General features: G+C 64.4%; 44 protein-coding genes. 17 read left to right on the top strand and 27 right to left on the bottom strand.

The annotated features are described in order from the left end of the window. The 19 genes from IFS44_RS22065 to IFS44_RS01260 form a co-directional block, all read right to left on the bottom strand. Entirely contained in the window at positions 1–570 is a 570-nt protein-coding gene (locus IFS44_RS22065) for a hypothetical protein (RefSeq protein ID WP_244649804.1), read from the bottom strand. Between the two features lie 137 nt (positions 571–707). Then, positions 708–1,067 (bottom strand): HNH endonuclease, encoded by a 360-nt coding sequence (locus IFS44_RS01340; protein ID WP_192097211.1) that lies wholly within the window; start codon positions 1,065–1,067, stop codon positions 708–710. Next, a complete protein-coding gene (locus IFS44_RS01335) occupies positions 1,067–1,492 on the bottom strand; it encodes a hypothetical protein (protein WP_192097210.1) in 426 nt (141 codons plus the stop codon). Before IFS44_RS01335 ends, IFS44_RS01340 begins: the two co-directional genes overlap by 1 nt. Positions 1,493–1,515: 23 nt before the next feature. Then, the gene (locus IFS44_RS22565; RefSeq protein WP_268745772.1) at positions 1,516–1,641 is read right to left on the bottom strand and encodes a hypothetical protein; all 126 of its coding nucleotides are present in this window, start codon (positions 1,639–1,641) and stop codon (positions 1,516–1,518) included. Between the two features lie 622 nt (positions 1,642–2,263). Further along, positions 2,264–2,584 carry a hypothetical protein gene (locus tag IFS44_RS01330; protein ID WP_128082055.1) on the bottom strand — a complete coding sequence of 107 codons (321 nt, stop codon included), beginning with the start codon at positions 2,582–2,584 and terminating at the stop codon, positions 2,264–2,266. 265 nt (positions 2,585–2,849) lie between these two features. Continuing rightward, positions 2,850–3,395, bottom strand: a complete 546-nt coding sequence (locus tag IFS44_RS01325) for a GIY-YIG nuclease family protein (RefSeq protein ID WP_192097209.1) — start codon at positions 3,393–3,395, stop codon at positions 2,850–2,852. A gap of 83 nt (positions 3,396–3,478) precedes the next feature. After that, a complete protein-coding gene (gene nusG, locus IFS44_RS01320) occupies positions 3,479–3,919 on the bottom strand; it encodes a transcription termination/antitermination protein NusG (protein WP_192097208.1) in 441 nt (146 codons plus the stop codon). Positions 3,920–4,051: 132 nt separating this feature from the next. Further along, positions 4,052–4,693 carry a hypothetical protein gene (locus tag IFS44_RS01315; protein WP_192097207.1) on the bottom strand — a complete coding sequence of 214 codons (642 nt, stop codon included), beginning with the start codon at positions 4,691–4,693 and terminating at the stop codon, positions 4,052–4,054. After that, a complete protein-coding gene (locus IFS44_RS01310; protein ID WP_192097206.1) occupies positions 4,656–5,372 on the bottom strand; it encodes a hypothetical protein in 717 nt (238 codons plus the stop codon). Before IFS44_RS01310 ends, IFS44_RS01315 begins: the two co-directional genes overlap by 38 nt. Continuing rightward, positions 5,373–5,606, bottom strand: coding sequence for a hypothetical protein (locus IFS44_RS01305; protein ID WP_192097205.1), 234 nt, complete (start codon positions 5,604–5,606; stop codon positions 5,373–5,375). Positions 5,607–5,609: 3 nt separating this feature from the next. Next, complete coding sequence (locus tag IFS44_RS01300) at positions 5,610–5,852, bottom strand: DUF2312 domain-containing protein (RefSeq protein WP_197977735.1); 243 nt, start codon at positions 5,850–5,852, stop codon at positions 5,610–5,612. A gap of 26 nt (positions 5,853–5,878) precedes the next feature. Further along, on the bottom strand, positions 5,879–6,304 hold the full coding sequence (locus IFS44_RS01295) for a hypothetical protein (RefSeq protein WP_192097204.1): 426 nt from the start codon (positions 6,302–6,304) through the stop codon (positions 5,879–5,881). After that, positions 6,301–6,738, bottom strand: coding sequence for a hypothetical protein (locus tag IFS44_RS01290; RefSeq protein WP_192097203.1), 438 nt, complete (start codon positions 6,736–6,738; stop codon positions 6,301–6,303). Before IFS44_RS01290 ends, IFS44_RS01295 begins: the two co-directional genes overlap by 4 nt. Beyond that, complete coding sequence (locus IFS44_RS01285; RefSeq protein WP_192097202.1) at positions 6,738–7,265, bottom strand: hypothetical protein; 528 nt, start codon at positions 7,263–7,265, stop codon at positions 6,738–6,740. The genes IFS44_RS01290 and IFS44_RS01285 overlap by 1 nt, the downstream gene beginning before the upstream one ends. After that, complete coding sequence (locus tag IFS44_RS01280; RefSeq protein ID WP_192097201.1) at positions 7,255–7,431, bottom strand: hypothetical protein; 177 nt, start codon at positions 7,429–7,431, stop codon at positions 7,255–7,257. The genes IFS44_RS01285 and IFS44_RS01280 overlap by 11 nt, the downstream gene beginning before the upstream one ends. Beyond that, positions 7,428–8,099, bottom strand: coding sequence for a hypothetical protein (locus IFS44_RS01275; protein WP_192097200.1), 672 nt, complete (start codon positions 8,097–8,099; stop codon positions 7,428–7,430). Before IFS44_RS01275 ends, IFS44_RS01280 begins: the two co-directional genes overlap by 4 nt. A 43-nt stretch (positions 8,100–8,142) precedes the next feature. Next, positions 8,143–8,622 (bottom strand): hypothetical protein, encoded by a 480-nt coding sequence (locus IFS44_RS01270; RefSeq protein WP_192097199.1) that lies wholly within the window; start codon positions 8,620–8,622, stop codon positions 8,143–8,145. Further along, complete coding sequence (locus IFS44_RS01265) at positions 8,619–8,813, bottom strand: hypothetical protein (protein WP_192097198.1); 195 nt, start codon at positions 8,811–8,813, stop codon at positions 8,619–8,621. Before IFS44_RS01265 ends, IFS44_RS01270 begins: the two co-directional genes overlap by 4 nt. Beyond that, positions 8,810–8,971, bottom strand: coding sequence for a hypothetical protein (locus IFS44_RS01260; protein ID WP_192097197.1), 162 nt, complete (start codon positions 8,969–8,971; stop codon positions 8,810–8,812). Before IFS44_RS01260 ends, IFS44_RS01265 begins: the two co-directional genes overlap by 4 nt. A 35-nt stretch (positions 8,972–9,006) precedes the next feature. Between IFS44_RS01260 and IFS44_RS01255 the strand changes: the two genes are divergently transcribed. Next, positions 9,007–9,555, top strand: a complete 549-nt coding sequence (locus tag IFS44_RS01255; protein WP_192097196.1) for a hypothetical protein — start codon at positions 9,007–9,009, stop codon at positions 9,553–9,555. 42 nt (positions 9,556–9,597) lie between these two features. On the opposite strand, the gene IFS44_RS01250 is transcribed toward IFS44_RS01255, so the two are convergent. Then, on the bottom strand, positions 9,598–9,825 hold the full coding sequence (locus IFS44_RS01250) for a hypothetical protein (protein ID WP_192097195.1): 228 nt from the start codon (positions 9,823–9,825) through the stop codon (positions 9,598–9,600). A 17-nt stretch (positions 9,826–9,842) separates the two neighbouring features. Here IFS44_RS01250 and IFS44_RS22060 point away from each other — a divergent pair, with 17 nt between their 5' ends. The 11 genes from IFS44_RS22060 (at position 9,843) to IFS44_RS01200 (ending at position 13,738) form a co-directional block, all read left to right on the top strand. Beyond that, entirely contained in the window at positions 9,843–10,610 is a 768-nt protein-coding gene (locus tag IFS44_RS22060; RefSeq protein ID WP_244649802.1) for a S24 family peptidase, read from the top strand. After that, complete coding sequence (locus tag IFS44_RS01240) at positions 10,607–10,792, top strand: hypothetical protein (protein WP_192097194.1); 186 nt, start codon at positions 10,607–10,609, stop codon at positions 10,790–10,792. Before IFS44_RS22060 ends, IFS44_RS01240 begins: the two co-directional genes overlap by 4 nt. After that, positions 10,789–11,127 (top strand): hypothetical protein, encoded by a 339-nt coding sequence (locus IFS44_RS01235; RefSeq protein WP_192097193.1) that lies wholly within the window; start codon positions 10,789–10,791, stop codon positions 11,125–11,127. Before IFS44_RS01240 ends, IFS44_RS01235 begins: the two co-directional genes overlap by 4 nt. A 320-nt stretch (positions 11,128–11,447) precedes the next feature. Next, the gene (locus tag IFS44_RS01230) at positions 11,448–11,678 is read left to right on the top strand and encodes a hypothetical protein (RefSeq protein ID WP_192097191.1); all 231 of its coding nucleotides are present in this window, start codon (positions 11,448–11,450) and stop codon (positions 11,676–11,678) included. Further along, complete coding sequence (locus IFS44_RS01225; protein WP_192097189.1) at positions 11,678–12,043, top strand: hypothetical protein; 366 nt, start codon at positions 11,678–11,680, stop codon at positions 12,041–12,043. Before IFS44_RS01230 ends, IFS44_RS01225 begins: the two co-directional genes overlap by 1 nt. Next, positions 12,040–12,501, top strand: a complete 462-nt coding sequence (locus tag IFS44_RS01220) for a hypothetical protein (protein ID WP_192097187.1) — start codon at positions 12,040–12,042, stop codon at positions 12,499–12,501. Before IFS44_RS01225 ends, IFS44_RS01220 begins: the two co-directional genes overlap by 4 nt. Then, positions 12,498–12,923 (top strand): hypothetical protein, encoded by a 426-nt coding sequence (locus tag IFS44_RS01215; RefSeq protein ID WP_192097185.1) that lies wholly within the window; start codon positions 12,498–12,500, stop codon positions 12,921–12,923. Before IFS44_RS01220 ends, IFS44_RS01215 begins: the two co-directional genes overlap by 4 nt. Then, complete coding sequence (locus tag IFS44_RS22560; RefSeq protein ID WP_274604192.1) at positions 12,920–13,054, top strand: hypothetical protein; 135 nt, start codon at positions 12,920–12,922, stop codon at positions 13,052–13,054. Before IFS44_RS01215 ends, IFS44_RS22560 begins: the two co-directional genes overlap by 4 nt. Beyond that, complete coding sequence (locus tag IFS44_RS01210; protein WP_192097183.1) at positions 13,051–13,305, top strand: hypothetical protein; 255 nt, start codon at positions 13,051–13,053, stop codon at positions 13,303–13,305. Before IFS44_RS22560 ends, IFS44_RS01210 begins: the two co-directional genes overlap by 4 nt. A 41-nt stretch (positions 13,306–13,346) precedes the next feature. After that, on the top strand, positions 13,347–13,541 hold the full coding sequence (locus tag IFS44_RS01205; protein WP_128082269.1) for a hypothetical protein: 195 nt from the start codon (positions 13,347–13,349) through the stop codon (positions 13,539–13,541). Between the two features lie 5 nt (positions 13,542–13,546). Then, the gene (locus IFS44_RS01200) at positions 13,547–13,738 is read left to right on the top strand and encodes a hypothetical protein (protein WP_192097181.1); all 192 of its coding nucleotides are present in this window, start codon (positions 13,547–13,549) and stop codon (positions 13,736–13,738) included. A 235-nt stretch (positions 13,739–13,973) separates the two neighbouring features. On the opposite strand, the gene IFS44_RS01195 is transcribed toward IFS44_RS01200, so the two are convergent. Both IFS44_RS01195 and IFS44_RS01190 read right to left on the bottom strand, forming a co-directional pair. Next, positions 13,974–14,195, bottom strand: a complete 222-nt coding sequence (locus IFS44_RS01195) for a hypothetical protein (RefSeq protein ID WP_146163707.1) — start codon at positions 14,193–14,195, stop codon at positions 13,974–13,976. 332 nt (positions 14,196–14,527) lie between these two features. After that, on the bottom strand, positions 14,528–14,770 hold the full coding sequence (locus IFS44_RS01190; RefSeq protein WP_183937573.1) for a hypothetical protein: 243 nt from the start codon (positions 14,768–14,770) through the stop codon (positions 14,528–14,530). A 274-nt stretch (positions 14,771–15,044) separates the two neighbouring features. Between IFS44_RS01190 and IFS44_RS01185 the strand changes: the two genes are divergently transcribed. Next, positions 15,045–15,275 carry a hypothetical protein gene (locus tag IFS44_RS01185; protein WP_037527986.1) on the top strand — a complete coding sequence of 77 codons (231 nt, stop codon included), beginning with the start codon at positions 15,045–15,047 and terminating at the stop codon, positions 15,273–15,275. Next, a complete protein-coding gene (locus tag IFS44_RS01180; RefSeq protein ID WP_192097179.1) occupies positions 15,265–16,269 on the top strand; it encodes a site-specific integrase in 1,005 nt (334 codons plus the stop codon). The genes IFS44_RS01185 and IFS44_RS01180 overlap by 11 nt, the downstream gene beginning before the upstream one ends. A 55-nt stretch (positions 16,270–16,324) precedes the next feature. Here the strand turns inward: IFS44_RS01180 and IFS44_RS01175 are convergent, their stop codons facing one another. The 5 genes from IFS44_RS01175 to IFS44_RS01155 form a co-directional block, all read right to left on the bottom strand. Further along, positions 16,325–17,587 (bottom strand): N-succinylarginine dihydrolase, encoded by a 1,263-nt coding sequence (locus tag IFS44_RS01175; RefSeq protein WP_192097177.1) that lies wholly within the window; start codon positions 17,585–17,587, stop codon positions 16,325–16,327. Beyond that, entirely contained in the window at positions 17,587–18,630 is a 1,044-nt protein-coding gene (locus tag IFS44_RS01170) for an arginine N-succinyltransferase (protein WP_192097176.1), read from the bottom strand. The genes IFS44_RS01175 and IFS44_RS01170 overlap by 1 nt, the downstream gene beginning before the upstream one ends. Positions 18,631–18,640: 10 nt before the next feature. Beyond that, on the bottom strand, positions 18,641–19,846 hold the full coding sequence (locus tag IFS44_RS01165; RefSeq protein ID WP_192097174.1) for a hydrolase: 1,206 nt from the start codon (positions 19,844–19,846) through the stop codon (positions 18,641–18,643). A 38-nt stretch (positions 19,847–19,884) separates the two neighbouring features. Further along, positions 19,885–20,760, bottom strand: a complete 876-nt coding sequence (locus tag IFS44_RS01160; RefSeq protein WP_342366300.1) for a DUF481 domain-containing protein — start codon at positions 20,758–20,760, stop codon at positions 19,885–19,887. A gap of 122 nt (positions 20,761–20,882) precedes the next feature. Further along, complete coding sequence (locus tag IFS44_RS01155) at positions 20,883–21,377, bottom strand: RNA pyrophosphohydrolase (RefSeq protein WP_192097494.1); 495 nt, start codon at positions 21,375–21,377, stop codon at positions 20,883–20,885. A 215-nt stretch (positions 21,378–21,592) separates the two neighbouring features. On the opposite strand from IFS44_RS01155, the gene IFS44_RS01150 reads away from it, so the two are divergent. The 3 genes from IFS44_RS01150 to IFS44_RS01140 are packed head-to-tail and all read left to right on the top strand — an operon-like array spanning position 21,593 to position 25,201. Then, positions 21,593–22,522: a histone deacetylase family protein gene (locus tag IFS44_RS01150; RefSeq protein WP_192097493.1), complete on the top strand. Its 930-nt coding sequence runs from the start codon at positions 21,593–21,595 to the stop codon at positions 22,520–22,522. A gap of 9 nt (positions 22,523–22,531) precedes the next feature. Continuing rightward, a complete protein-coding gene (locus tag IFS44_RS01145; protein ID WP_192097172.1) occupies positions 22,532–23,896 on the top strand; it encodes a cryptochrome/photolyase family protein in 1,365 nt (454 codons plus the stop codon). A 57-nt stretch (positions 23,897–23,953) separates the two neighbouring features. Beyond that, positions 23,954–25,201: an SAM-dependent methyltransferase gene (locus IFS44_RS01140; RefSeq protein WP_192097170.1), complete on the top strand. Its 1,248-nt coding sequence runs from the start codon at positions 23,954–23,956 to the stop codon at positions 25,199–25,201. Positions 25,202–25,225: the final 24 nt, after the last annotated feature.

Below are 25,225 nucleotides of genomic sequence, written 5' to 3'. Positions count from 1 at the left end.
CTAGCTCACGGCTTTCAGCGTTGGCGGCCCCATCGCGCCGAACCGGCGCCCGCCGCCGACGGCGTTTGCCCGATCTTGCGTCGCAGCCTTCTTGCCTTGAGGCGCGGACGCTTCGTTTAGGGTCTTCAATGCCAGGGCCAGCGTCTTCATGGTGTTGGCCCTGTTCGTGAGGCTGACGGCGCGCATCATCGTCGCGCGCCGATCCTCTTCATCATCACCATCGGTCGCCTCGATGATCATGTCCTCGAGTTCGCCGCGCCGGCTGGTGATCACGTCGAGCTCGTCGAGCATTCGCCAGACGAGGCCCCGTCCGCCATCGGCGATCTTGCCGGCCTCGACCGGTTCGTCCGCATTGATTGGCGCCGGCGGGGGCGGGGAGCGCTCAGGTTCGCACCGGTTCGCAGTGCGAACCTTGCGGGGCTCGCGAACCCACTTTTCGGCCTTTGCTCGCTTACGAATAGCCGTGTCGGATATCTCATGCCGATCAGCTATTTCCCGAATGGAATCATCGCCGGCCAAGTATTCGAGCTCGATGCGCGACCAGTCCGCAGTAGTTTTGCGAGCTGCCATTGCGGAGCTCCTCGGCTCAAAGTTCGCACCCTAGGAGACTCCAGCAGGATTTATTGTCTGCGTGAGAGCCTATGGGGTCCAGCAGGGCGCGCCCTGCCGATGGTCGGACCCTCCCCCCCGGGGGTGGGGCGGCGTGGTCAGTGTCGTTGGGCGCGCTCAGCGCGCTGCTTGCGGCTGTTGTGGCAGGGAGCGCACAGGCACTGCAGGTTGCGCTCGTCCCAGAAAAGGACCTCATCGCCGTGATGCTGCCGCTTGTGGTCGACGACGAGCATCGACGTGTCGGCAGTCATGAACCCGCACCCGGGCCACTGGCAGGTGAACATGTCGCGGGTCAGGATGACCATGCGCAAAGCCCGCCAGCGCGCCGTCTTGTAGAGCTTGCGCCAAGGCGCGTGCAGGATGCGGTCCTCGTCGCGGGTGCGCTCTACAGGCGGTAGCGAACCAAGCCCTGGCCGCAAGGAGGTGAGGAGGTTGGGCAGCGCCTTGAGCTTGCCCATTAGCGACCGCGTGCCTGATAAACGTGCGACTGATTCGCGGTTAATTTACGACTCAGGAGCAAACGATGAACGAAGTTGAGCGATTTGCGGCCGAGGGCGATGATGGCCACCGTTACACCGTGATAGTGTGGGCGAATATGACCGAGTTCCGCGACCTCGACCGCGGCATCACTACGCATCGCGGGAGCACCGTATACCAGCTTCTCGACGGCACACATGTAAACCTCAAGGAGCCCGGCGTCTTCGAGATCTGGGATACTGAAGAATGCATTCGGAAAGTCATGGATTGACCACTTCTGCAGATACAAGGACCCGCCTCGGCTGAAGATGCCGACGCCGACCTGCGCATCGCTCAATGGCCGCAGCGTCCATTCTTCGCGAGGAAGTAGGACTAGCGGCGGCAGCGGATCGATGGGCAGCGACATATGCACTCTCGCTCCGTAACTGATTAGCGCCCACGTACGGCGGCGCGCAGGTCGATCGCTGCCTGCTCAGCTTGGTCGATCAGACGCTCGCTGCGACCATGGTGCCGAGACCCTGCTCGCATGTCTTCGGCAATAAGCAGCACGCGCATGCCAATAGCCTCGACACGGTCAGCAGTAGCGGGTCGGAAGATTGATGCCACACCATCTCCTGCGCCATTCAGCAACGTTGCTCTGAGTAATACGGACACTGCACGACGCTCCCGAATTTCACAGCAAGATTTCGCGGGCTGCTAAGCTATAAGCGTTGCCGGAGGGGACTTGACGACGCTCTCAGCAAGGCTCCCAATAAAAAACGACCCGACTCGAGGTCGAGCATTGGAGAGTTAAGATGCTGAGTACGTATGAGCTTAAAAGGGATAGGCCATCAGCGCGTTGCCCCAGCGAAGCCAATAGCGATCACGGCTCGGAACAATCACCATGGCCTGACGATCATATCGCGGATAATGACCACGGCTTATTCAACATCGTCGGCAATAATACAGTTGCCTACTCAGATCACGGATCCGCTACAAGGTCCCGATAATGCCGCCACTCAGGGGATTGGCGAGCCAGTCCCCTGAGTATTGATAACCGCGTGGAGAGCATGCGACTTACGGCATACCGTGGGACAATCGCCCGCAGCATGGCTGCTGCGTAAGGGCATGAGGGCGTCTCACACTGCTCCTCCCATTCCGCGTCTCATCTCACGCTCAATTACCTGGTGCCGTCAAATCACCGAGATTCTGCGCGCAAGCGCGCCTGTGCGCCCTGTGCCCTCGCAGCGCAGGCTTTGAAAATTCCCAGTGCGGCGGTTCCAGCGACAGCCGGTTGAGACTTGAGGGCTGCAGCAACAGTTGCGGGAACCCGCCCATCCAGCCGCCCCATATAGAACGCCGCCGTCAAATTCGCGACCTTCCGCGTTGGCTCGTTCTCAGCCTGCTCGCCGACGGCACTGGTTACAACCAGGCACCGGACATCGTCGTTCACCGTCTGCGCGTGCGCCGGAGCGGCAACTAAGATGGATGCTAGAACCAGACTGACGACGTTCTTCATATAAAGTTCCTGAGCGTAGTGGGCCATCAAGCATAGGCCACATCAACGCACAAAGTAACGTCGCGTCTGACCATACCGTAAGACAATCGCTCGGTGCCTAGCTCCAGAGTGAGAGGACGAGGGTGGCTAGCCAACGCGCTCTCGAAGGTTCTGCGCCGGTTGCTCGACATCCTCGATAAGTGGATCGCTGCGACCATGATGGCGCGATGAACTGCGCACATTTCTAGAGATCCGAAGTAGGCGCATGCCGATCGCCTCGACATGGTCAGCTGTGGTGAGCCGCAATTGCGGTGCCGCCATCGTCAACCTCTGTGGGCCTTGCAGCCACTAGCTTCTGTGCTAGCTCGTCGCAGTCTATCGGGCAAAAGCCTCGACCCTTAGAGCGCCCAAAGCGTTTGGGCCGATAGCCATTCGCATGCCATAAACTCAGCACCTGCTCGACTGGAACGCCCAGCCGAGCCGCTGCTTCGCTCGCCGATAAAGCGCTCTTCGTGAGAGGCTCAGACGGCGAGAACGAACCGAACATAGTCCACCCGGCCGCCGCGGAGTTGAGCGCCTTGTTAAGGGCGGGTCGCAGACGACGAATATATCGCGCTTCGGCCGCCAGCAGCTTGTCTGGAGCGAAAGGAATAAAAGAGACGGCGTCGAAGTCTTTGACCCCTTCACCGATGTGATCAGCGACCCGCCGTCTGACGTTGACCGCTTGGCCAACATAAACGACGACACCTTCCCGATAGAGGAAGTACACACCGCTTCGGTTAAAATCGGCAAGGCCTTGGATAAGAGCGAAGAGGCCTATCTCGCCAGTCACCCCAATCCCCATAGCTTCGCACTTCCCACCCGCGTATCGGTTGGGGGCAACGGGGAGGATACCTCTGCGCTCGTTGCAGCTGCTCAAGCAGCGTCTGCCCGATCCTGTACCGCATCTGTTCCCAGTAGCCAAGACCCGATCTTCAGATTGATGCCCGCGAACGCGACGAGCACAAATTTGCCATCCCCATCTTGGACAACCTCGCCGAACAGGCCCGCTGCTGCACCTTCGGTAACTCGCACTTGCTGCCCCACGGCAAATGCTTGGCGCTGCCCCTGCTTCGCCGCGCGCTTGCACCGGTCTTCGATTCTGCGCGCACCGGCGACTTCCGCGTCGCTGATCAGCGGTATGCCGCCAAGGTGCCGAAAAACTGAGAACCCAGGATGGTCGCTGAAAGGCAGGGAGGCCAGCCGCAGTAATTCATCACGGTGAATTGCGCGTGCGAACACGAACGTGGGCATTATCGGCGCCGCGTACTCCACCCGCTCGCGCGTCCGCCCGCGGCGGCGATTCAGCGTCTGCACTGGGCTCCATACGTCGAAGCCGGCCGCCTCAAGAGAGGCGACCAGCGGCAGCGTGCGCGACGCTCTTGTTCGAAGGATGCACCAATCATTTCCCCGCCCCATCGTCTCAACCCTCGCTCTTATAGGTATGTGTCATGCTGCCATCTGCTCAGGGTCACCTGCGATCGCGTCGCCAGGATCGACGCCGAACATGCGCACGTAGTCCTCGCGGCTCGGCATTCGCGCGCCGCGGTCAGGATTTCCGCCCTGCGGCTTTGGTCGGCTTGGATCGGCAGCCGCTGCGAAGCGACCGCCGAGCGCGGCGACGATCTCGGCGGCTTCTTCCGGTCGGCAGCGCTCGACAGCGGGATCATCGGCCCCGCGACGTGCGCGCGCTTCGATCAATTGCGAAAGGCGCCACTGCCGCTGGATCCGCGGGGGGGCGGGCTGGCTCATTGCAGCAGCGCGGATCTCGGCGATCGAGGGGAAGAACTTCATCGTCCGCGCCGCAGCCATCGCACCAGCCATCAGCACGTCCGCGGGAATATCGCTCAGCTGCTCGGCGTAGACGTCGAGACGGGCGCTGGCCTCTTCGACCGACACCCGCGCTGCGGGATAGGCGACGACCAGCTTTGCCATGACGCGATCAACAGCGCGCGGCGAGCTCGTCCGAGGCGCGGCGCGGTAGACGGCCAGAGCCTGCTCCGCGTCCGCGAGCTCGACATCGGTCAGCACGGGCAGCCGGGTCGGCAGGGGGTCAGTCCCAAGCACCAGCTCGGCCAGCCTCCCGTTCAACGAGGGCTCTTGCCATCGGGGTGAGGTCGTTACCGCGGTACGCTGGTCGACGGTCATGAGTTCGTTTGCCATTGAAGCTCTTCCAGTTTTTGACCCAGGTTCTCCACGAAGCCTGCCAATCGAGGCTCTTCGTGCCTTGCGTGGTGTGCCGGTCGATGAAGTGCTCGACCTGCTCGGCTTCGAGGCCAGGCGGCCACGCTGCCATGGCCTTCCCGGTGATCGAGTCCGGCTTCACGATCGGTGTGAAGTCGAGAGGAACAAGCGTGCCCGCAGCATCGGGCTTGCCCGCCACCTTCGGGGGTATGGTGGTTCTTGGTAGTTTGGGTGCAGGTGGTGCGGGGGTTGGCGCACCTCCTGCGGGGCGCACTTCCTGCACCGGTGCATCTTGTGCGGGGGTGCAGGAAGTGCGGGGGTGAACGGTATAGACCACGCCCTTGCCGGGGCGCTCGGTGCGAGTGAGGTGGCCGGCCGCAGCCAAGGACTTCACGGCGTTCTGCACAGCACGCTCGGACAGCTTCGTCTTGCCCACCAGCCCGGCAGGCCCGTTGATCCCCGGCCAGCACTGCGCAGCGTCGTTCGCCATAATGGCGAGCACGTTCAGCACGCTCTGTTCGGGCGCACTGATCCCGACGACGCTCATGGCGGCGCGGCACAGGTCAAAGCCGGTGATCAGGGTCACTTAGAAAATCACCTGCTGCATGGCGATCGCGCGCTTCAGCTCCGCGATCTTGGGCCGGGCCCGGTTGAAGCGTTCGTGCTGGGCACGCGGCGGGCGGGCCAGCCGGCGGGCGCGCGCATCGGCGATCCCGCGATCGATGTCGGCGTCGAGCCGCGCGAGGCGGTCCTCGATCGATGGGCGCGGCTGGGCCACAGGGGCTCGACCGACGACGGCGCGTTTGATCAGGCCCCACATGGCTCAGATCATCCCCAGCGACTGAAGGTAGACCTCGAGGATCGCCTCCTGCTCCTGATACTCTTCCCGCTTCAGCTTGCGGATCGACAGGATCTTGCGGATCGCCTTGGGGTCGTAACCGCGGCCCTTGGCCTCGGCGAACACGTCCTTGATGTCGTCCGAGATTCCCTTCTTCTCTTCCTCGAGCCGCTCAGCGCGCTCGATCAGCAGCCGCAGTTCGTCAGCAGCCACTTGGCCGCCTCCCATGCCTTCGTTACGCTCTTCGGTCATTGTCATGCTCCTTGGTGAACTGGCTTCGCCCATTCGGGCGTGTGCTCGCATCCGATGTCGCCACGGACACCGCAGCGGAAACACGGGTCGCGCGAGACGAGGGATTCGGAAGGCATCGGCTTGTCGGCTGCGACAGCCGCCGGGCGGTCATTGCGCTTCCGGGTGAACACGCGCTTCTTCGAGATGATCGTGATGTCGAGATCGACGAGATAGATCTCGCGGCCGTTGCTGCAGTGCTTCACGCGCAACCGACCGGCCTTCGCCATGCGGGCGATCGCGTGCGCCGGCGTGGATACGCTGGTCGCGCCGAGCGCTTCACAGAGCGTCAGGTTGCTCGGGCAGACGTCGCCGGCGAGCGCCGCCTTCACGAGCAGGTCATAGACCGTCTTCTGCGTCGCCTGCGCTTGGAGGGCGCTCTTGTGCGTCACGCTGCGTAATCCCGTGGAAGGTCGTAGGGGATCGATGCGGACCGGTGGCTGCACCCGATGTCCGCGCGGATGCCGCAACGGAAGCACGGCGTACGATCAATCACCGGGGGAAGCGGCTCGCGGGCCTCGGCCCGGGCGCGTGCCACTGCCGCCTCTGCATCGCGCTGTACCCCGTCTTGGCGCTTGGTCGACAGAAGCTTGAGGCCGGGCTCAACGATGTAGACCTCGCGCGAGCCCTTCTCGGAATCAACGCGGATGCGGCCGGCGGCGGTGAGACGGCGCATCGCCATCATTCCAGGGAATGTTGAGCTCATACCGAGCACAATTCCGAGCGCCCGGTTCGTCGGGCATGGCTCCCCAGCGAGCGCGGCGCGCACCAGCTCGGCATAGACGAGCTCGTCGGTCTGCCCTTTAGGAAGCTGATGCCCGGCCATTATGCAGCGAGTGCCCGACGAAGCTTGCCGGGATCGGCTGCCGGCTTTGGTGCCATGCGGCTGATCTCGCCCGCTTGGTCGATCTCGATCACGACGTCATCGAGGCCGAAGATCTCAAGTGAACGCTGCTCGATCTCAACCGAAAGCCGTCGGATGGCGACCTCGGCATCGGACCCCACAACCGTGAGGGCGGGGTTCGTGCGGTGCGCGATATACCCGCCCTTGCCGTCAGCATCAGCGACCGCGATCAGCAGGCCGTCGAGTACCAGTTCCCACCGACCGCGCTTCGGCTTCGTCCAGGTCAGCGTCAACGGCTGAGCCGAGGCCATGTAATCCGAGAACGAGATGCCCCAGTCCCGTGCGTAATCGCGGGCGGCATGGCGCGGCGTGCGGATCAGCTCGGCTGCCTCGCCCAGCGTCTTCCCCTGCTTGGACAGGTTGGACAGGTAGCAAGCGACCATCGCCTTCTCGGTCGACACGCCAGCCTCGGCAGCGACCTGCGAATACAGGCGTCCTTCATTCTGCATGGGAACCTCCATTGCGCTTCACGATTGCGAGGACGCGCTCGGCGGGAAGCGCGTAGGATCGCGCGAGCGTTTCGATGTTGAGGGGGCCGATGGACGCCTTCACGTGATCGGCGAGGACGCCTTCACGGCGGAGCGCCTCGAGCTGAGCTTTGTCAGTGCGCTTCATGCTGCGATCACCGGCGAGAGCCACCGCGTCCGCGTTTCGCGATCGTGCGGCTTGGTCCAGACAATCCAGCAGAAGTCGGTCGTGCCGCCCTTGAACGCCTTCGCACCCATCTCCGCGATCATCGCGCCGGGCGGCATGCTCGGGCGGCGGGAGAGGATCAGGACGTCGCTGGGCGGGAACTCGGTGAACAGGCGGTACCGCGCCGCGCTGGCGAGGAACGACAGCTGCTGCAGGACACAGACCCGGTGGTCGGCGAGCGCCAGCATCCGCCGGGTGATCTGCTCGGCCATCTTGAAAGGCGGGTTCGTGACGATCGATAGGCGGACGCCGGGCGGGACGAACAGGGGCGCGCATTCACCAGTCGCGTCGTGGATCCCGTCGCCAAAATCCCACCGGGTAACGACGTCGCTCGCATAGGTGGTGAACCCGCGATCGCGGAACGTGTTGGGAATCGTGCCGCCGCCCGCGCAGGGATCCCAGATCGAGTGACCGGCGAAGTCGACCGCATCGGCCAGCTGCTCGACGCACCAGCGGGGCTCGACGTACCAGTCGTGCGCCGCGCGCGCGTAATCGCCAACCTTGTAGCCGCGCGAGGCATTCGGCGCCGCGCGCAAGAGACCGTCCGCAGAACCGGGCTCAACCGGCACTGCGCTATTGAGCGCGTCCATAGTCATCTCCGTTGCGGGGTTTTCCGCGTGTTATTCGTTGGCTTCAGGCGACCACAGAGAGCGGCTGACGGATCTCGGTGCATCGTTGGATCCAGCGAGCCGACGCGGCGTGAAGGTCGCGCATCAACTTCTCGCCGGCGAGGTACTCCTGGGGGACGATCGCGCGACCGCCGGGGCCGTTCGGGTGCTCTGCCTCGTTCAGCATGACGAGCACACGAGCGATCAGCAGGCCGCAGTCATCGGCGTCACAGACCGCTTCCTTATCGACCAGACGCTTGCCCTTGGCCTCGAAATAGTCGTCGAGCACTGACGGCTCAGCGTCCATGGCGCGGTCGATGGTCTCAAGCGTCGGGAGCGATCCGGCGAGCTGCTTGTCCAGCGCCTGGATGCTGCACTCGATGCGATCGGCGAACGTGCCTTTGCCGTGACGGTCGATGCCGCGGGCCCATCCACGCATCACTTTGGCGTGCAACTGCTGTTTCGTGAGACGTTGCAGTGCAGCAACGACAGTTGGGCCGGTCATCGACCATTCTCCTGCTCATGGAAACTGAGACCCTGATTACCGCCCCGAAGGCTGTTCGCCTCGCCGTGGCGCGCGCGCTGCTCGAGCATCGCAACCTCGTGACGGCAGCAGAGGTCGATACCCCAGATCAGCACAGCCGAGCCGACCGTGATGATGATCACCATCGCGACGATGGACCAGTGGTCCGTCACAGGGCGTTCCCTTCGGCGTCGAGGACGACCCTGCCGTATGCCGCTGCGTCCCTGCCCGACATCAGCGACTGGATGAAACGGTGACGCTGCCAGACCGCATGGGCATGGCCCAGCAGGAAGCACGCAGCACACGCGATGCAGATCATGATGATGTTCATGCAGCTTTCCGATCTCTGGAGGGACGAACCGGCGCTTGGCATTACCGAACCGCAATTGCGGCTCGGCAACCGCAGGCCGTGCAGTGCGTGAAGTCGAGAACAGGCGCCTCGATGTGCAGCGCTTCAGAAACGGCATGCATTGCATATCGCCCGCCGTTGGCGAGGATCAGCGCGCACGGGCCACTGGCAACGCGAGCAGGCTCGACCGATGGAATGGAGAGGACCATCTATTCAGGCCCTTGGCCGGGGAAGCTTGCGGCCTCCCCGGTCTCGGCTACGGTGTTGGTGCGAACAACCACCGGAGTACTAAAGCCATGGAGCGGACTTACCGATACATCGAGGACGAGACGGTTATCCTCGATGACGGCTCGGATTACACAAATGCCATCTTTCGGCGTTGCAGGCTCTCGTACACGGGTGGTGCGGTCCGGATTGACGAAGCCCTGTTTTTCGACTGCGAGTTCGCCTGGGCGGACGAGGGCGAAGGTGCCGGTGAAGTGCACGCGGCCATCTTCCGAAGTCTTTATGCCAGTGGCGTCCGCACCCTGCACCTCAATGAGGATGGGAGTTACGCGGCGCAATGAAGGCACGCCCGTTAAAGGGCGAAAGATTGGTGCTTTCGCCATTTACGCCGCCTCCTGCTGTTCGATGGGGGAGGCCGGGTACGACGACATGAAATCGACAATACGCCGGGCAGTCTTCAACGTAAGCGAGCGGTCCGCTTTCAGGTTTGAGATCAGATTGGCGTCGCCGATCGAGAGGCGTCCGAAGGTCGACGGCTTAAGCCCGTGCGTCGAGCAGAACCGATCGATCTGGGCTAGAATGTCCGCGTCGCTCGCCAGCGTCGTAACCATGAAGATCGTATAGTCGGATGTTTCCGACCTTTCAAGTCGGAAACTTCATGCTTCCGACCCGACCCGACGTGTGTGAAGCATCCGACATGGTGGACATAAGTGATCTGCGCGGAAAACGGCTGTACGATTCCCTGATCGCGCTAAAGCCGGCCGACATGGCCGAAACTGATTGGGCAGTCTTAGCAGGGCTGAACCGGGGATTTTTCTCAAACCTGAAAAGCGGCGAAGGTAGCCCTCGGCTGGTGTCCGTGCGCAAGCTGCTGAACGCCGTTGGAAAGACAGAGGCCGATCTCGATCCAAACGCTCCGGCAGCACCACCCCCAGCGAAGCGCACCTCCAATCTGCAAGTCGCGCCGTCCCCGGTCATTGATAAAGACTTTGACATGGTTGAGATTCAGCAAATCGACCTAGCCTATGGCATGGGCGGCATGTTCACTGACGTCCCTATCGAGATCGACGTCCTGAACTTTCCGAAAATATGGGTCGAGACGATCACATATTCGCCGCCCAATATGCTAACTTGGGCGCGGGGGCGCGGCGATTCCATGTTGCCGACAATCAGTGATGGCGACGTGGTATTGCTAGATCGCTCCCAGACTCGCGTAGCAGAGCAGGATGCGATCTGGGCATTCACTGTCGGTGACGTTGGTTCGATAAAGCGCCTCCGCATCAAAGGAGACCGCTACATTATTTTGTCCGATAACCCAGCGGTACCCGACGACGAGGAGCATCAAGATTTTGTTCGGATCGTTGGCCGAGTGATATTTGTGGGTGCCAAAAAATGACAGACCCTCTTGTAACACATGAAGAGTTGGCCTTGGCGATGGAAACAATCCGGCGCTACGTCTTGATGAGCGGCGCCTTAACTGTTGCCGTGCATACCGACAAGCAAGAGGAGATAATGAAAAGTTTTAAGGAAGAGGACGAGCATTATGTTGAGTTCGTCGCCGCTCTGAGGGGGAAATGACCGACGCTAGCGCGGTAGCGCAAGCCCTTCTGGCGATGGCGCGCCAGACCGGCGCCCCTCCCTTGCCGCCCACTTCCGAACCGCCTAGATCGGAGGGCATGGACCCATGGCAGCAAAGCGTCGAGGCTCGGCTATCAAGCTTAGATGCTCGTCTTGGGAAAATCGATCCGAACATCGCTGATATCAAAACTGACACAGCGGTGCTGAAAGCGACCGTAGCATCGAAGGCCGGTCTTACGACTTTGGGCGATCGGCTGCTTCTAAGGATGCAGATTTACGCGGGCCTGATGGTTGGTGCGATCGCTGTTGCTACGGCCGTTAGCAAATATTTGTAACGGCGCTCGCCGCGGTTAGAAATATCCGACTTAAGGTTTGACAGGTCGGAAATAACCGACGTATACGTTTTCTATCAGGCCAGCCCGGCCGGGTAGGAGATCGACGTGGCCGATCAGGCTTCTACAGATTGGATCGAGTGCGATGGGGCAGGGTGCCCTGTCTCGGATTGCGCGCGTGTCCACGTGCAGTTCCGGTACGATTTAGACCGTCAAACAGCGGAGCTGGCGAACCCCGCCATCGGCGTCCCGGCGCATGTCTACGGCGACTGCTGGATTCATCAGGGCGCTAAGTCTGACATCGTAGCTTGCCGGGTGGTCGCATGAGCGCGCGGCCGCATTGCGAGGGCCATTACTGGGCCAAGCAGACCGCCAGTTGCGACCTCGGCTATGAGGAAAGCATCACTGGATCGTGGGAAGTCGTACAGACTTACGACAACGGTGGAGACGGATTTAACCTGCGCGTGTTCGTGCCGGGCTGCGCACACAGCGAGCCGGTCGAGAACTTCGTCTGGGGCCCGCGCGTCATTGCGCCGAAGGGCTGCGAAGCGTGATGCGCGTGGACACCCGCCCGCGCCACCGCAACAGCGGCAAGGCCGATCTTGAGCGCCGCTTTCCCACGCATCTCTCTTGGCTGCGCAAGCGCGCCTGCCTGATCGAGGGCAGGGCGGGGCACGTCTGCTCGGGCCGAATGGAGGCGTCGCATTCCGACGCCGACGGTTCGAAGGGAATGGCGCTGAAGTCGCATGACTTCACGGCTGTCCCGCTGTGCTCCGCTGCGCACGCCGAGAAGGATTCGATCGGCCTCGAGACGTGGCAGGCGAAGTACAAGGTCAATCACGCCGAGGCGGGCCGCGCGTATGGCGCGCAGTCGCCGCACAAGGCCCGCTGGGCTCATGTCGAAGGCGCGCCGCGATGACCGGCCCGACAATGACCTGCGATCCGGACCTCGATTCCGCGATCACCGAGTTTCGCTATGTCGCGCAGCGCCTGCGCACGCTCGACCAGCAGATGCTGACCGCCGCGGTCGACCGCTACAAGCACTTTGCCGCGATCAAGCACGAGCGGGCCGAGCTGTGGGCGAACCTGCGGGGCAAGGCTGAGAAGCTGCAGCTTGTGCCCGAGGACCACCACCTTGGCGCCCGCGCGCTGCTGCTAGTCACCGAGGTCGCGTGGATCCTTCATGCCCGCACGCGCCGCAAGCCAACCCCGGCGATGATCAAGGCGATGGTGCGCGACATGGGCGAGCTCGCCGAGCGCGAACGCGTCGAAGCCGAGGCCGACAAGGTCGAGACGGAATTCCGCATGCGGACCCTCGCTGTCCGCGTCTCGGCCGCAGAGGCCGTCACCCGCTACATCGAATTGAGCGCAGCATGACCTATGCCCAACGCCCGCGCCCCATGGGCGAGATCCTCGGCCGCCAGCCGGCGCGGATCCTCGTCACCCCGTCGAAGACGCCGAGCGCTTGGTATGGCGCGATCCGCGGTGCGGTGAAGACCGGGTTCGGCGATCACAGCATCACCGGGGGCGCGCGGTTCACCGAGCAGCAGAACGAGGCGCTGATCAGCCGCGGCATGGATATTCTGACCGCTGAAGCCATGACGGTGCAGCGCAACGCGGGCGACCACGAGATCTGCAACGGCACCGGCCTTCCCGGCGTCTACCAGTTCGAGTGCCCGGTCCTGTCGCGCCGCGCCGATGGCCGGGTCCGCGTCATCGCCCCCAGCGGTGCCGAGAAGCTCGTCGAGAGTGACGGCTGGACCAGCCCGCGCCGCTCGCGCCGCAGGTTCGCGGCATGAGCTACCTCGACCCCGCTGGCGCCGCAGCGCGCGCGCCGCTTCCCCCTGTCCCCGATCTGTTGGGCGTCGTCTCTTCGGAGATTCTGATCGACCTGATGATCGCCATCCTCACCCTCGGAGATCGCCCGTGAACTGGACCAACATCATGCACGGTGCCGGCTGGATGAGCCTCTTGGCCATCGCAATCATCGCGGCCGTGATCTTCTTCGAAGACGTCTATCGACGCTGGCCCCAGATCATGACCGCGCTGCGCGGCAACGATCGGCCCGGCTTCGTGCCCCTCTCCCCGACTGCCTCGGTCCGTCCCCTCCGGACTCGTCATTCCCGGCTGCCCGTCGTCGAGGCCGACGCCCAGCCAACCCATTCCGTGAGCGCCGGATGAAGCCCCTCGCTCGCCGCTTAACCCCTGCGAAAGGCCCCTCCATGGCTGCCGAACCTATGCGCTCCGACGTCCCGCGTACCGACTGGCCCGAGGCGGTCAAAGCACAGGTCGAGATCTGGCAGGGCGTTGCGGCTGCCGCCTCACATATCGCGCACGCGCGCCGCACGATGTTCCTCGCTTACGTCGCGGAGGGCTTCGCCGAAGCGCAGGCCCTCGAACTCATCAAGACGATGTGAGCGGCATGAGGATGCACAGCCAGATCGGCCGCAACTCAGCCGGGCCCCGCGAGAGCCAGCGCGTGCTCGACCAGGCCGAGGTCCTCGGCCGCCGCGACCGCCTCATGCAGCAGCCGTCATCCGCCGCGCGCAGCGACGCTCTGACCACCATCCGCGCCCAGCTGCGCAGCATTGATCGAAGAGTTTCCCGTGGCTGATCCAGTCGACATGGCGAACGACGTGGCCCAGGCCGCGCTCGACCGCAGCATCCGCGCCGCGCGCGCGCTGATCCCGATCGGCGTCGCCGGTGGGAGCCAAGAATGTGGCGAGCGGGCAGCACACACTGGCAGCGGGCGCCCGAATCACGACGAACGTACCGCGAAGTCTGTTGCAGGCCGCCGTACCGTCACGCCGTTTCGACAAAATCGCGGCATCATACTGCGGCGGAGATACTCAGCCCGGAATGCCCCAGTTGGCGTCCTCGTTAGCGGCCTTAGCCGTTCGAACCAGATGCTCGACGTAGTTCTGAAAAACCGGAACTGTAAACGTGACGAGCGTCGGTTCGCCCTGTGGCTCTTTGAACGTCAGGACAACGAACCGGCTGCCTTCCTCGTCAAGTACGAGCCCGGCCTCCATCGCACCAGTGCCGCTGGGAGTGATGATCGTCGCTGCCATGGTAGTGCCTCTATGGTCGTCCAAAGAGCGGCTTTAGCGCAGCGGAACCGCCGCGTCAGCGTCCGTCGAGCGTTACGCTGCGTCGGAGGCCGTTTGCGACGCGCCGCGGTCATTGGCAGCAACAAATGTGTTAGTCGCGGATACGACACGAGCTGTACCGCCTCGCGCCTTCGTCCAGCGATATTCCAGATAAAGTGCAATCAAAGAAAACATGGCGACCTCGAGACGAGTCCTGCTGGATGGCAGGACAGGCTCGGCACATGTGACGGCTCGCTAGGCACTTCAAATGCGCTTAATCAAATCGCCGTTGCGCCAATCGAAAACGCACATTGTCACCCCACCACGGGAATGTCGTCAATCAGGGCGGCGAGCGAACCGTCTTTGAAGGTGTGCGGTCGCACAATTCTATCGGGAAGGGAGATTTTTAGATGGCGCCGTTCAAGCGGCTTCATAGCCCGAACCTTTTGGGCCATTAATAGCAACGACCCCTCGAACAGAAGCTCGTTTCCTTCGTCGTCTTTTTGCGCTGCTGGCATCCGCACCAATGTTGCGGCCTCGGTCCACGGGAAATCCATTTATTGTATTCCTAAAAACGTCCCGCGTTTGGTCATCATACCACATCGGCGCCGCTATGCCATTGATCATACAAAGGATCGGAGACGGCATATTTCGCCGGTGAACACTCAGCACCGTAGCACGCTGCACCTCGTGGCGTGCAGTTGACATGGTGCGCTTATCGCCCCGGGGGGCGGGCCTTGTTCATGCCACCCAAAAACCCTCACCGCTGGGTCCCGCAGCCGCTGGTCTCGCCGTGAAAGCTCACTTTACATATCAAGAAGGACAGAACCGATGAGCGCAGCTCCGTATTGGCCGCGCATGCTCAAGCGGGCGAACGCCGCGAAATACTGCGAGCTCACGCCGCAGCAGTTCGACGCGGAGGTGTTCGCCGGCCGGCTGCCGGGGTCGGTCGCGATGTCGGGCGGGCCGCGTTGGGATCGCGCCGCACTCGACGCGAGCCTCGACGAGATGTCGAGTGGGGCCAACGACTGGCGGAAGGATCAGCCGGGCCTTGCCGCATGACCTGCCCAAATATGTAAAGCGGGTGCGGTCGAAGGGCCGCGAGTACCTGTATTTCGACACCGGCAAGGTGGTCGACGGCAAGCGGCTGATGACGCGCCTGCCGCCGCTCCGGTCAATGGAGTTCGGGGGCAGCTATGCGGCACTGATGGGCCACCGCAATCGGAAGACGAAGGCGACCCTCGTGACGGTCCCGGTTCTCGTCGACATGTACCAGCGCGGGGCCGCCTACGGTGCCTTAGCGCCGACATCGCGCAAGCTGTACGACATCTATCTTCGCCGCTTAGAGCGCGCGCTGCCGACCGCCCCGGTCAATGGGATCACCCGCGGCGACATGCGGACGGTGCTGGACAAGATGGCTGCGACGCCGGGTGCCGCGAACGCCTTTCTTCGCACAAGCGGCGCGCTGTTCGCCTGGGCTGTCGATCGCGAGCACATCGCGAAGAACCCGTGCGACGGAATTACGATGATGGATGGCGGGGAACACGAGCCTTGGCCGCAGCATGTGCTGCGCGCGGTTCTCGCCGCCGAAGACCCCACGGTGCGCCTGCTGGCGCATCTGCTCTACTACACCGCGCAGCGCCTCGGCGACGTGCTTAGAATGACCTGGTCGGATGTTGCTACCGATCGCGTCGAGGTCCGCCAAGACAAGACGAAGAAGCGGCTAAGCATCCCGGTCCATAGCGCGCTGAGCGCGGAGCTTGCGAAGCACGAGCGGGTTGAGGGGGCGATATGCCGGACGCCGCGCGGGGCGCCGCTGCGGGACGACAACGCCCGCAAGATGCTGAAGGCTTTCTCGGCCGCTGCCGGCGCGCCCAGCGTACCGCATGGCCTGCGCAAGAACGCCGTGATCGCGCTTCTCGAGGCCGGGTGCTCAACCGCCGAGACCGCATCGGTCAGCGGCCAATCGCTGCAGATGGTCGAGCATTACGCCCGACAGCGCAACCAATCGACGCTCGCCGATGCCGCCCTTGCGCGGTGGGAGAGCAAACCGTGAACGTACAAACAGTGGAAAACTCTGCTCGCGACTCGCGCAATTCCGCCAACTCGGGTTATTTGTCAATTAACCCGACAAGATCGAGGGCCTCGAGCAAGGCACGATGCGCGGCCTCGATCCGGGCGACGAGCGCCGCGTCGCCAATCGCATTCGCGTCGATCGTCTCGGGCCAGTGCTCGGTGACGAGGCCGGCGATACCGTCGAGGCTGGCGTGATCGACGAGGAAGCGGGGATCAACCGTCCGGGGATCGGCGACGACCCGCAGGCGCAGGCAGGCGGGGCCGCCGCCATTGGCCATCGATTCGCGGACGTCGACGATTTCGAGCGCGCGGATCGGTCCGTTGCCCGCGACATGCTCGCTCAGCCAGCGCCAGACCGGTGCGTTGCTCCGCGCTTCCTCGGGCAGGATCAGCGTCATGCCCGCGGCGCGCGAGACGAGCTGCGCGTTGAAGAGATAGGAGCTGACTGCATCTTCTAGGCTGACGCGGGCGCTGGGCACCTCGACGATCTCGACCGAGGGCATCAGCCGTCGCAAATCTTCATAGAAGCGGTCGGTGTCGGCAAAGGCCTGCTCGTGCGTGAACAGCACGGTTTCGTTCGCAACGGCGACCACGTCGTTGTGGAAGGCGCCTGCCGCGATCGCCGCATCCGACTGGCGGACGAACAGGGTCCGCGCGGGGTCGAGCCCGTGCCGGCGCGCGATCGCCTCGCTGGCCTCGCGATGCTGCCGCGCGGGAAACGGGCCGCCGGCTTCGCCATAGACGAAGATCTCGACGCCTAGTGCACCGTGTGTTTCGCACAGGCGCATATGGTTGGCCGCGCCCTCGTCGCCGAACGGCAGCGGGACGGGCGGGTGCACCGCAAAGGCCGGGTTGGCGAAGGCGATACGCAGCTGTGCGAGTGTTGCTGGCCATTCGTGGCTGCGGTGCGGCATCGTGCCGAGGTTCGCGACGCTCAGGTGGCAGCGACCGTCCGCGGTATCAGGGGCGGGCGATACGGTCGCGGCATTGGCCGCCCACATCGCCGAGGCCGACATCGCCTGCGCCTGCAGATGCCTGGGTGCATCCGCATACCGGGTCGCGAGCGCATCGAGCCAGCGATGATCGGGGCGGGGGTGGGGGAGGAGGATCCCCTGCACCAGCCCGAGGTCGAGGTTCGCGCGCATCTTCGCGATCCCCTGCAGCGCAGCGGCGCGGGGCCGTGCTACAGCACCCGCATTACGGGTCGCGGCCAGGTTGCCGGGGCTCAGCCCCGCGTAATTGTGACTGGGACCGATCAGGCCGTCGAAGTTGATCTCGACCAGGTTGGTGCCGCGCATCAGAGGCGCGCCACGTGAAGGACGGATGCGCCTTCGCTAACGTCCAGCGCCGCTGCACAGCCTTGCGAGAGGGCGATGCCATCGGCCACCGGGCGGATATCGCCGAACGCACACCGGAAGTCAGCCAGCGTGCCCGTCGCGACCAGCGCTTCGGTCGTGACGTCGCTGGCGGGCGGGGTATCGGCGATCGTCACGACCTGGGCCGTGCGCGCATCCGCGATCGAGCGGACCTTGTCGGTGCGCGCGGTCATCGTCGGCCCGCCGTCGAAGATGTCGACATAGTTTTCAAACGCGAACCCCTCATTCTCGAGCATCCGCATCGCCGCCCGGCCGGAGGGGTGCGGCAGGCCGATCGCGGCACGCGCGGTCTCGGACAGCATCGCGGTGTAGATCGGATGCTTGGGCATAAGGTCGGCGATGAACTGATGCCCGTTGATCGCATTGAATTGATCGGCGTCCTGGAAATTCATCCCGAAGAACCGCCCCGCCAGACCATCCCAGAACGGCGAACCACCCGCCTCGTCGATGATCCCGCGAAGCTCGGCCAGGATCCGGTCGGCAAATCGGGCGCGATGCGCCTTGATGAAGAGATAGCGGCTGCGCGCGAGCAACAGGCCGAGCCCGCCGGCCCGCTCGCCCGGATGCAGGAACAGGCCGCCGACCTCGCTCGACCCCTCGAGATCGGTGGCGAGGCTCAGCATGTCGGCGCGGAAGGTTCGCGAGAGCTCGCGGCTGTGCTGCGTCAACGTGCCGATCCGGTAGCTGTAGAAGGGCCAGCTCTGACCGACATGTGTGAACAGCTGGCATGTGCCGCGGACCTCCCCCGTCAAGCAATTCTCGAGAACGAGGACGAACAGCTCGTCGATGACCACGCCGTCCTCGCCGGGCGCGGTCCGTGCGAAAGCGGCATGGCTGCGTTCGAGCTTGGCGCGCAGCGCGCGGCGGTCGGGGGGCAGGTTGGTAAACCCCCCGCCGGTCAGCTTGGCCATCTCGTACAAGGGCTGGAGGTCGCTATCGACCGCCGCGCGGATCCGGAAACTCACAGATGCGTCCTCATAAGCCGTTCTCGCAGATTCGCAGGATGGTGACCGCGGACAGCGCCGCCCGCTCGGTCAGACTCTCGGGGATCATGAATTCGTCCGGCGAATGGATCGCGCCACCGCGCACCCCCATGGTGTCGACGACCGGCACGCCGGCGGCCGCAATGTTGTTGCCGTCGCACACGCCCCCGGTTGCTTTCCAGGCGATGTCCAGGCCCAGGTCCGCGCCGCTCGCCTTGACCAGCGCGAACAAGTGCGCGGCTCCCGTATCGATCGGCTTGGGCGGACGATTGAACCCGCCATGGACCACAATCTGAACGTCATGCTCGGCCGCGACCCCCGCGACGACGGCGTCGATATGCGCGCGGGCCTGGGTGATGTCCTCGCGCGTCGCCGGGCGGAAGTTGATGCGAAGGACGGCGACTTCGGGAACGACGTTGTTGGGTCCGCCCCCATCGATCCTTGCGGGATTGACGGACAGCCCGGGCCTGCGGAGCTTTGACAGCCGGACCGCGATGTCGGCCGCGGCGACCAGCGCGTTGCGGCCCTCCTCGGGATTGCGGCCGGCGTGCGCACTCCGGCCGCGGACGGTGATCGAAAAATTGCCCGTGCCACCGCGTGCGCCGGCCAGCGTGCCGTCAGCAAGCGCCGGCTCGTAGGTCAGCGCTGCAATCTTTCCCTGCGCCGCGCGTGCGAGAAGAGCGGCGGACGAGGAGGAGCCGGTTTCCTCGTCCGAGTTGATCACCACGTCATACCCGATCCGCCGACCCAGCGGGCTGGCCTCGATCGTCTTGAGCGCGGCCAGCATCACGGCCAGCCCGCCCTTCATGTCGGCGACGCCCGGTCCGTTGAGCGTGCCATCCGGCAGATGCCGCAATGTCTGGAACATGTGGTCGCGCGGATAGACCGTGTCCATGTGACCGGTGAACAGCATGCGCATCGCGGCATCCGGGCGAACGCGAAGATGGAGATGCCGCCCGTGCTCCAGCGGGTTTATGGTGCCATCGGTCGCCACGCCATCGGCCGGTTCGGGCTCGACGAGTGTGATATCGCCGGGAAGACACGAAAACGCGTCGGCGAGCAGCCCCGCCATCGTCGCCAGCCCCTCAAGGTTGCGCGGGCCGCTGTTGACCGCGGTCCAGCTTTCCACCTGCTGCAGCATCGCGGCCGCATCAAGCCTGGCGACCGCGCCGGTTTCGTCGTGCGAAAGTCCTCTCATCCCCCGACCCTAGCCTCGCGCGGCGCGGGGGGGAACCGTCAGAAGCTGTAAACCAGCGCGGCGCGGCTGGTCGTGTCTGTCGTCATCGATCCCGCCGGCGGTTCGCTTTCATATTGAACGGCATAGGACAGCGAAGCCGATAGTGGACCGATCAGTTTCGCGGTCAGTGAGGTGGTTCCGCCAAGCGTGCTGTTGAACCGCTGGACATAGGCAGACGCAACCTGGGTAACCGACAGGCCGTTGGTGATCCGCCAGCTGAAGTTCAGCGTCCCGCGTCCGGCGATCGCGCTCTGGTTCGTGTTGTCCGTGAAGTCGGTGTTCCGATATGCCGGCCCCAATTCGAGATCGAGCTTGGTCCTCGCGGATTTCAGCACGCTGTACCCGCCGCCGACCGAGACCGAATAGCGGTTGTTATAGCCGAGGAACCGATCCCCTTCATACTGCGCCGCACCATAGATATAGGCGCGGTCGTCGATCTTGTAGTTGGGCTCGTAGGACGCGAGATAATGCTCTCGCACGGCGACATTCTGATTTTCCTGGTAATCCGCCTGGGCGTGAAACTTCTGCCGCCACCGCAGGCCTTCTCGGGTCAGGTCGACGACCGCAGTACCGCCCGCCGTGTCCGAATTGCCGGTCGTGAGATAGCCGCCGACTTCTGCCCGGCCACTCCAGAGGTCGAGGAAGCTGGCCTGACGGATGACCTGCGTGCGTTGGGCGGCGCGATCGGCCTTCCATTTTTCCGCGATTGCCAGGACCGCGTCGCCGCTAAGCGGATCGGCCGCGCGCGCATATTTGACGATCGTCGAGACATCGCTCTCGTTACCCGCATCGAGTGCGGCATCGAGCATCGCCCGGATATTTTCCGGAATCATCACGGTCTGGGCGATGGCGGGCGCGGGGGCCAATGCCGTCACCAGGAGGCCGGCGAGAAGCGGGAGACGGAAACAGCGCATAATCGGGTCAAAATCGCGACAGGAGGGGGGGCTGGATCGGCACACAGGGTTCCGTAGCGTCACCATGCCGCGTTGGGAACGGTTCAGCGCGGTCCGCTTGCGCCGAGATGTGGCGCGAAGGCGGCAAGTACCTCCTCGTAGAGGCGCTTCTTGAACGGGACGATCACTGCCGGGAGTTCGGCGGGGTCGATCCAGCGCCAGGCATCGAATTCCGCATGCTCGGTGTCGATCGCGATATCCCCGTCATCGCCGTGGAAGCGGTAGAGGAACCAGCGCTGCCGCTGGCCGCGCCACCGGCCCTTCCAGACCTTGCCCAGAAGTTCGGGGGGAAGATCGTAGACGAACTCGCCCGGGGCCTGCGCGATCAGCGTGACCTTGTCGGGCGAGACGCCGGTTTCCTCGCCGAGTTCGCGAAGGGCCGCGGTCTCAGGAGCCTCGCCGGGGTCGATCCCGCCCTGCGGCATCTGCCAGGCGTCGAGCGTCGAGTCGCTGCGGCGGCCGACGAACACCCGGCCCGCTCCGTTGATCAGCATGATGCCCGCGCAGGGACGATAGGGCAGGGTGGTCGGATCGGTCATCCCTGCCCATTCGAGTGTTTCCTGACCGCCCGCAAGCCCGAAGACGGTCGAGCCGCGCCACGCGATCATGCATCCTCCGAAAGGACTCCGCGTTGAGCGAAGGACATGGTGGTAGCGTATGATAGGAGCAGGGGGATGAGGCGGACCTTGGTGAAGTGGCGGGGTTTGTCCGCGCCGTCGGCGATCGGCGCGGATCAATCGTACGGTCGGTCGCGATGATCCATGTCGTCCACCATCCCGATTATGTGACCCCGGCGCCCGCCCGGTCGACCTATCGCTGGAACAAGAATGGGCTCATCCGCGATCTGCTGCGCGCGCATGGCAGCGCGGTGGCCTGGCACGAGCCGCGCGCGACGCCGCGCGAATGGCTCGAGGCGGTCCATGAGCCGGGCTATGTCGCCGAGGTTCTCGAAGCCCGCGTGCCGCCCTTGAAGGAACGCAGGATCGGTTTTCCGGTCAGCGCCGCCGTTGCCCGCCGCGCCGCGATCGTTCCCGACGGCACCTGGGTCGCCGCGGTGCTCGCGCTGCGCCACGGCTTTGCCGCCAATACCGCGGGCGGCAGTCATCATGCGCTCGCCGATACGGGCGCGGGCTACTGCGTGTTCAACGATCTCGCCGTCGCTGCGGCCCGCCTGGTCGAGGAGGGCAGCGTCGAGCGGGTCTTGGTGGTGGATTGCGACGTCCATCAGGGCGATGGCACCGCCGCGCTGCTCGCGGGCCGGCCGGGCATCGCCACCTATTCGATCCATGCGGACAAGAATTTTCCGGTTCGAAAAGCGCAGTCGACGCTCGACGTACCGCTGCCTGACGGCGTCGACGATGACCAGTATCTGGCGACGCTGGAAGAGACGCTGGTCCCGTTGCTCGATTCCTTCGGCGCCGACCTGATCCTGTATCAGGCGGGTGTGGATCCCTTTGCAGGAGACCGGCTCGGCCGGCTGTCGCTGACGCTCGACGGACTGGTACGACGCGAACGCCTGATAGCGCGGCTGGCGATCGAGCGCGGCATCCCGCTGGCGAGCACCGTCGGCGGCGGCTATGGCGACGATGCGCTCGCCATTGCCGAGCGCCATGTCACTGCAATCATGACACTCGGTGCGGCATTCGAGGATGCCAAGGGAACCGCAACGGCCTCCAAAGTGTAGCAGCAGGCGATGACAACACCCGTACTTCTCTGGCTTCGCCAGGACCTTCGCCTGCATGATCACCCGGCGCTCGTCGCCGCTACGCAGGAAGGGCCGGTGATCCCCGTCTATATCCTCGATGACGACGCGCCCGGCGACTGGGCAATCGGCGGTGCACAGCGCTGGTGGCTCCATCACAGCCTCGAGGCGTTCGCCAAGTCGCTCGACAAGAAGGGCTCCCGCCTCGTCCTGCGGCGGGGCGATGCGGTTGCGACGCTTCGGTCGCTGATGGCGGAGACGGGCGCGGAGCGGGTGTTCGCGACACGCCAGTATGAGCCATGGTGGCGCAAGGCCGAGGATGCGCTCGGCGACGCGATCTGCCTCCATGACGGCAACCAATTGGCCCGGGTCGAGAGCGTGACGACCGGAGCAGGCGGGCAGTTCCGCGTCTATTCGTCGTTCTGGAAAGCACTGTCGCAGATGATGCCGCCACCGGAACCGGTCGCGATGCCGCGCAAGATCGACGCGCCGGAGACGTGGCCCGAATCGGACGCACTGGAGAGCTGGAAGTTGTTGCCGACCAAACCCGACTGGTCGGGTGGCTTTTCCGACTGGCGCCCCGGCGAGGATGCAGCGCGGAAGGCGGTGGCGCGGTTCGCGGACGTCGCCGACGATTACGACCACGACCGCAACATACCCTCGACCGAGGGGACGTCCCGGCTGTCGCCGCATCTTCACTTCGGCGAGATCAGTCCCCGCCAGGTCTGGCATGCTGTGTCAGGGCATGGCGACGGCGTCACGACGTTCCGCAAGGAGGTGGCGTGGCGGGATTTCACGCAAGGGGTGGTGCTGGCGCTCCCCGATTATGGCCGCCGCAACGGAAGGCCGGCGTTCGATGCGCTGCCATGGCGCACCGGCAAGACGGCGGCGGCCGATCTCAAGGCGTGGCAGACCGGTCGGACGGGCTATCCGATCGTCGATGCAGGAATGCGGCAGCTCTGGGCGACAGGCTGGATGCACAATCGCGTCCGGATGATCACCGCGAGCTTCCTCGTCAAACATCTGCTGCTCGACTGGCGCGAGGGCGAACGCTGGTTCTGGGACTGCCTGGTCGATGCCGACTACGGCAACAATTCGGTCAACTGGCAATGGGTCGCGGGCACGGGGGTCGATTCGAACATGTTCGGCCGGATCATGGCACCGCTGTCGCAATCGGAAAAATTCGATGCGGGCGACTATATCCGACAATGGGTGCCGGAACTCGCCAAGGTTACGGGCGACGCGATCCACGACCCGGACGAGTCCGGGTGTCGGCCGCGCGACTATCCGGCCAAGATCATCGGTCACCGCGAGGCACGCGAGCGCGCGCTCGAGGCGGGGCGGCACGCGCGCTGACGCCTTTTGGCACGCGCCTCTTTCCTAGGTGGCGACGCTGTTGCATGGAGCGCCGCGATGACCGCCGCCCATGCCTTTGACGACGCCGCTACAGGGCGCGCAACCAGTGCCGCACGCCTGACCGCGCCGATATTCCACCGCCTGCTCGACCGGATCGATGCAGGACTCGAGAGCGGCGGTATCGAGGCGAGCTTGCCTGACGGTACCCGCCGTTTGCTGGGAGGGCGTGCACTCGGGCCGATGCCGATCGTCACCGTCCATCGCTGGCGGGCGCTGGTGCGGTTGGCGACGGCCGGATCGGTCGGCTGGTATGAAGGCTGGACCGCGGGGGACTGGTCGAGCCCGGATCCGGTCCCGTTGTTCGACCTGTTCATGCGCAACCGTATATCGCTGGGCCGGACGGCGCGATCGGGTGGGGTTGCGCGACTCTCGGCTCGCGCGTGGCACTGGATGCGGCGCAATCACCGGACGGGATCACGGCGCAACATCGCCGCGCACTATGATCTCGGCAACGATTTTTACGAGACGTGGCTCGATCCCAGCCTGACCTATTCGAGCGCGCTGTTCGCCGAGCCGATCAGCGAGGCCGAACCGCTCGAGCACGCCCAGACGACGAAGCTCCAGGCCATCCTCGACAGGACGGGTACGCAGGCCGGTGACCGGATCCTCGAGATCGGCTGCGGCTGGGGGTCCTTCGCGGCCCTGGCCGCGCAGTCCGGTGTCGACGTGCACGGTCTCACCCTGTCGACCGAGCAGAAGCGACAGGTCGACGCGCGGATGGCTGAGGCGGGGCTGACCGGGGTGACCGTCTCGCTAACCGATTACCGCGACGTCGTCGGCACCTATGACGCGGTGGCCAGTATCGAAATGGTCGAGGCGGTGGGCGAGGCCTATTGGCCGGCCTATCTCGACGCGGTCGCACGGGCGCTGAAACCCGGCGGCCGTGCCGCGCTTCAATATATCACGATCGACGATGCGATCTTCGATGCCTATTCGACGAGCGTCGATTTCATCCAGCGCTACGTGTTTCCCGGCGGCATGCTGCTGTCCGAGCCGCGGTTCCGCGCTCTGGCGGAGGCGCGCGGGTTGACGTGGGAGGATCAACGCAGCTTCGGGCTGCACTATGCAGAGACATGCCGGCGTTGGCGGGCCGCGTTCGACGCCGCTGTCGCGCAGGGGCGCCTGCCGGCACGGCTCGACGCGAAGTTCGTCGCGCTATGGCGCTATTACCTGATGTATTGCGAGGGCGGGTTCCGCGGTGGCGGTATCGACGTCGCACAGGTGACGCTGGTGAAGCGACGCTGATCGTCCGCCCCCCGCAAGGGAAGG

Origin of the sequence: Sphingomonas sp. CFBP 13706, from assembly GCF_014842355.1 — a bacterium.
Lineage (GTDB): Bacteria > Pseudomonadota > Alphaproteobacteria > Sphingomonadales > Sphingomonadaceae > Sphingomonas > Sphingomonas aerolata.
This window is presented reverse-complemented; position numbering and strand designations above follow the sequence as displayed.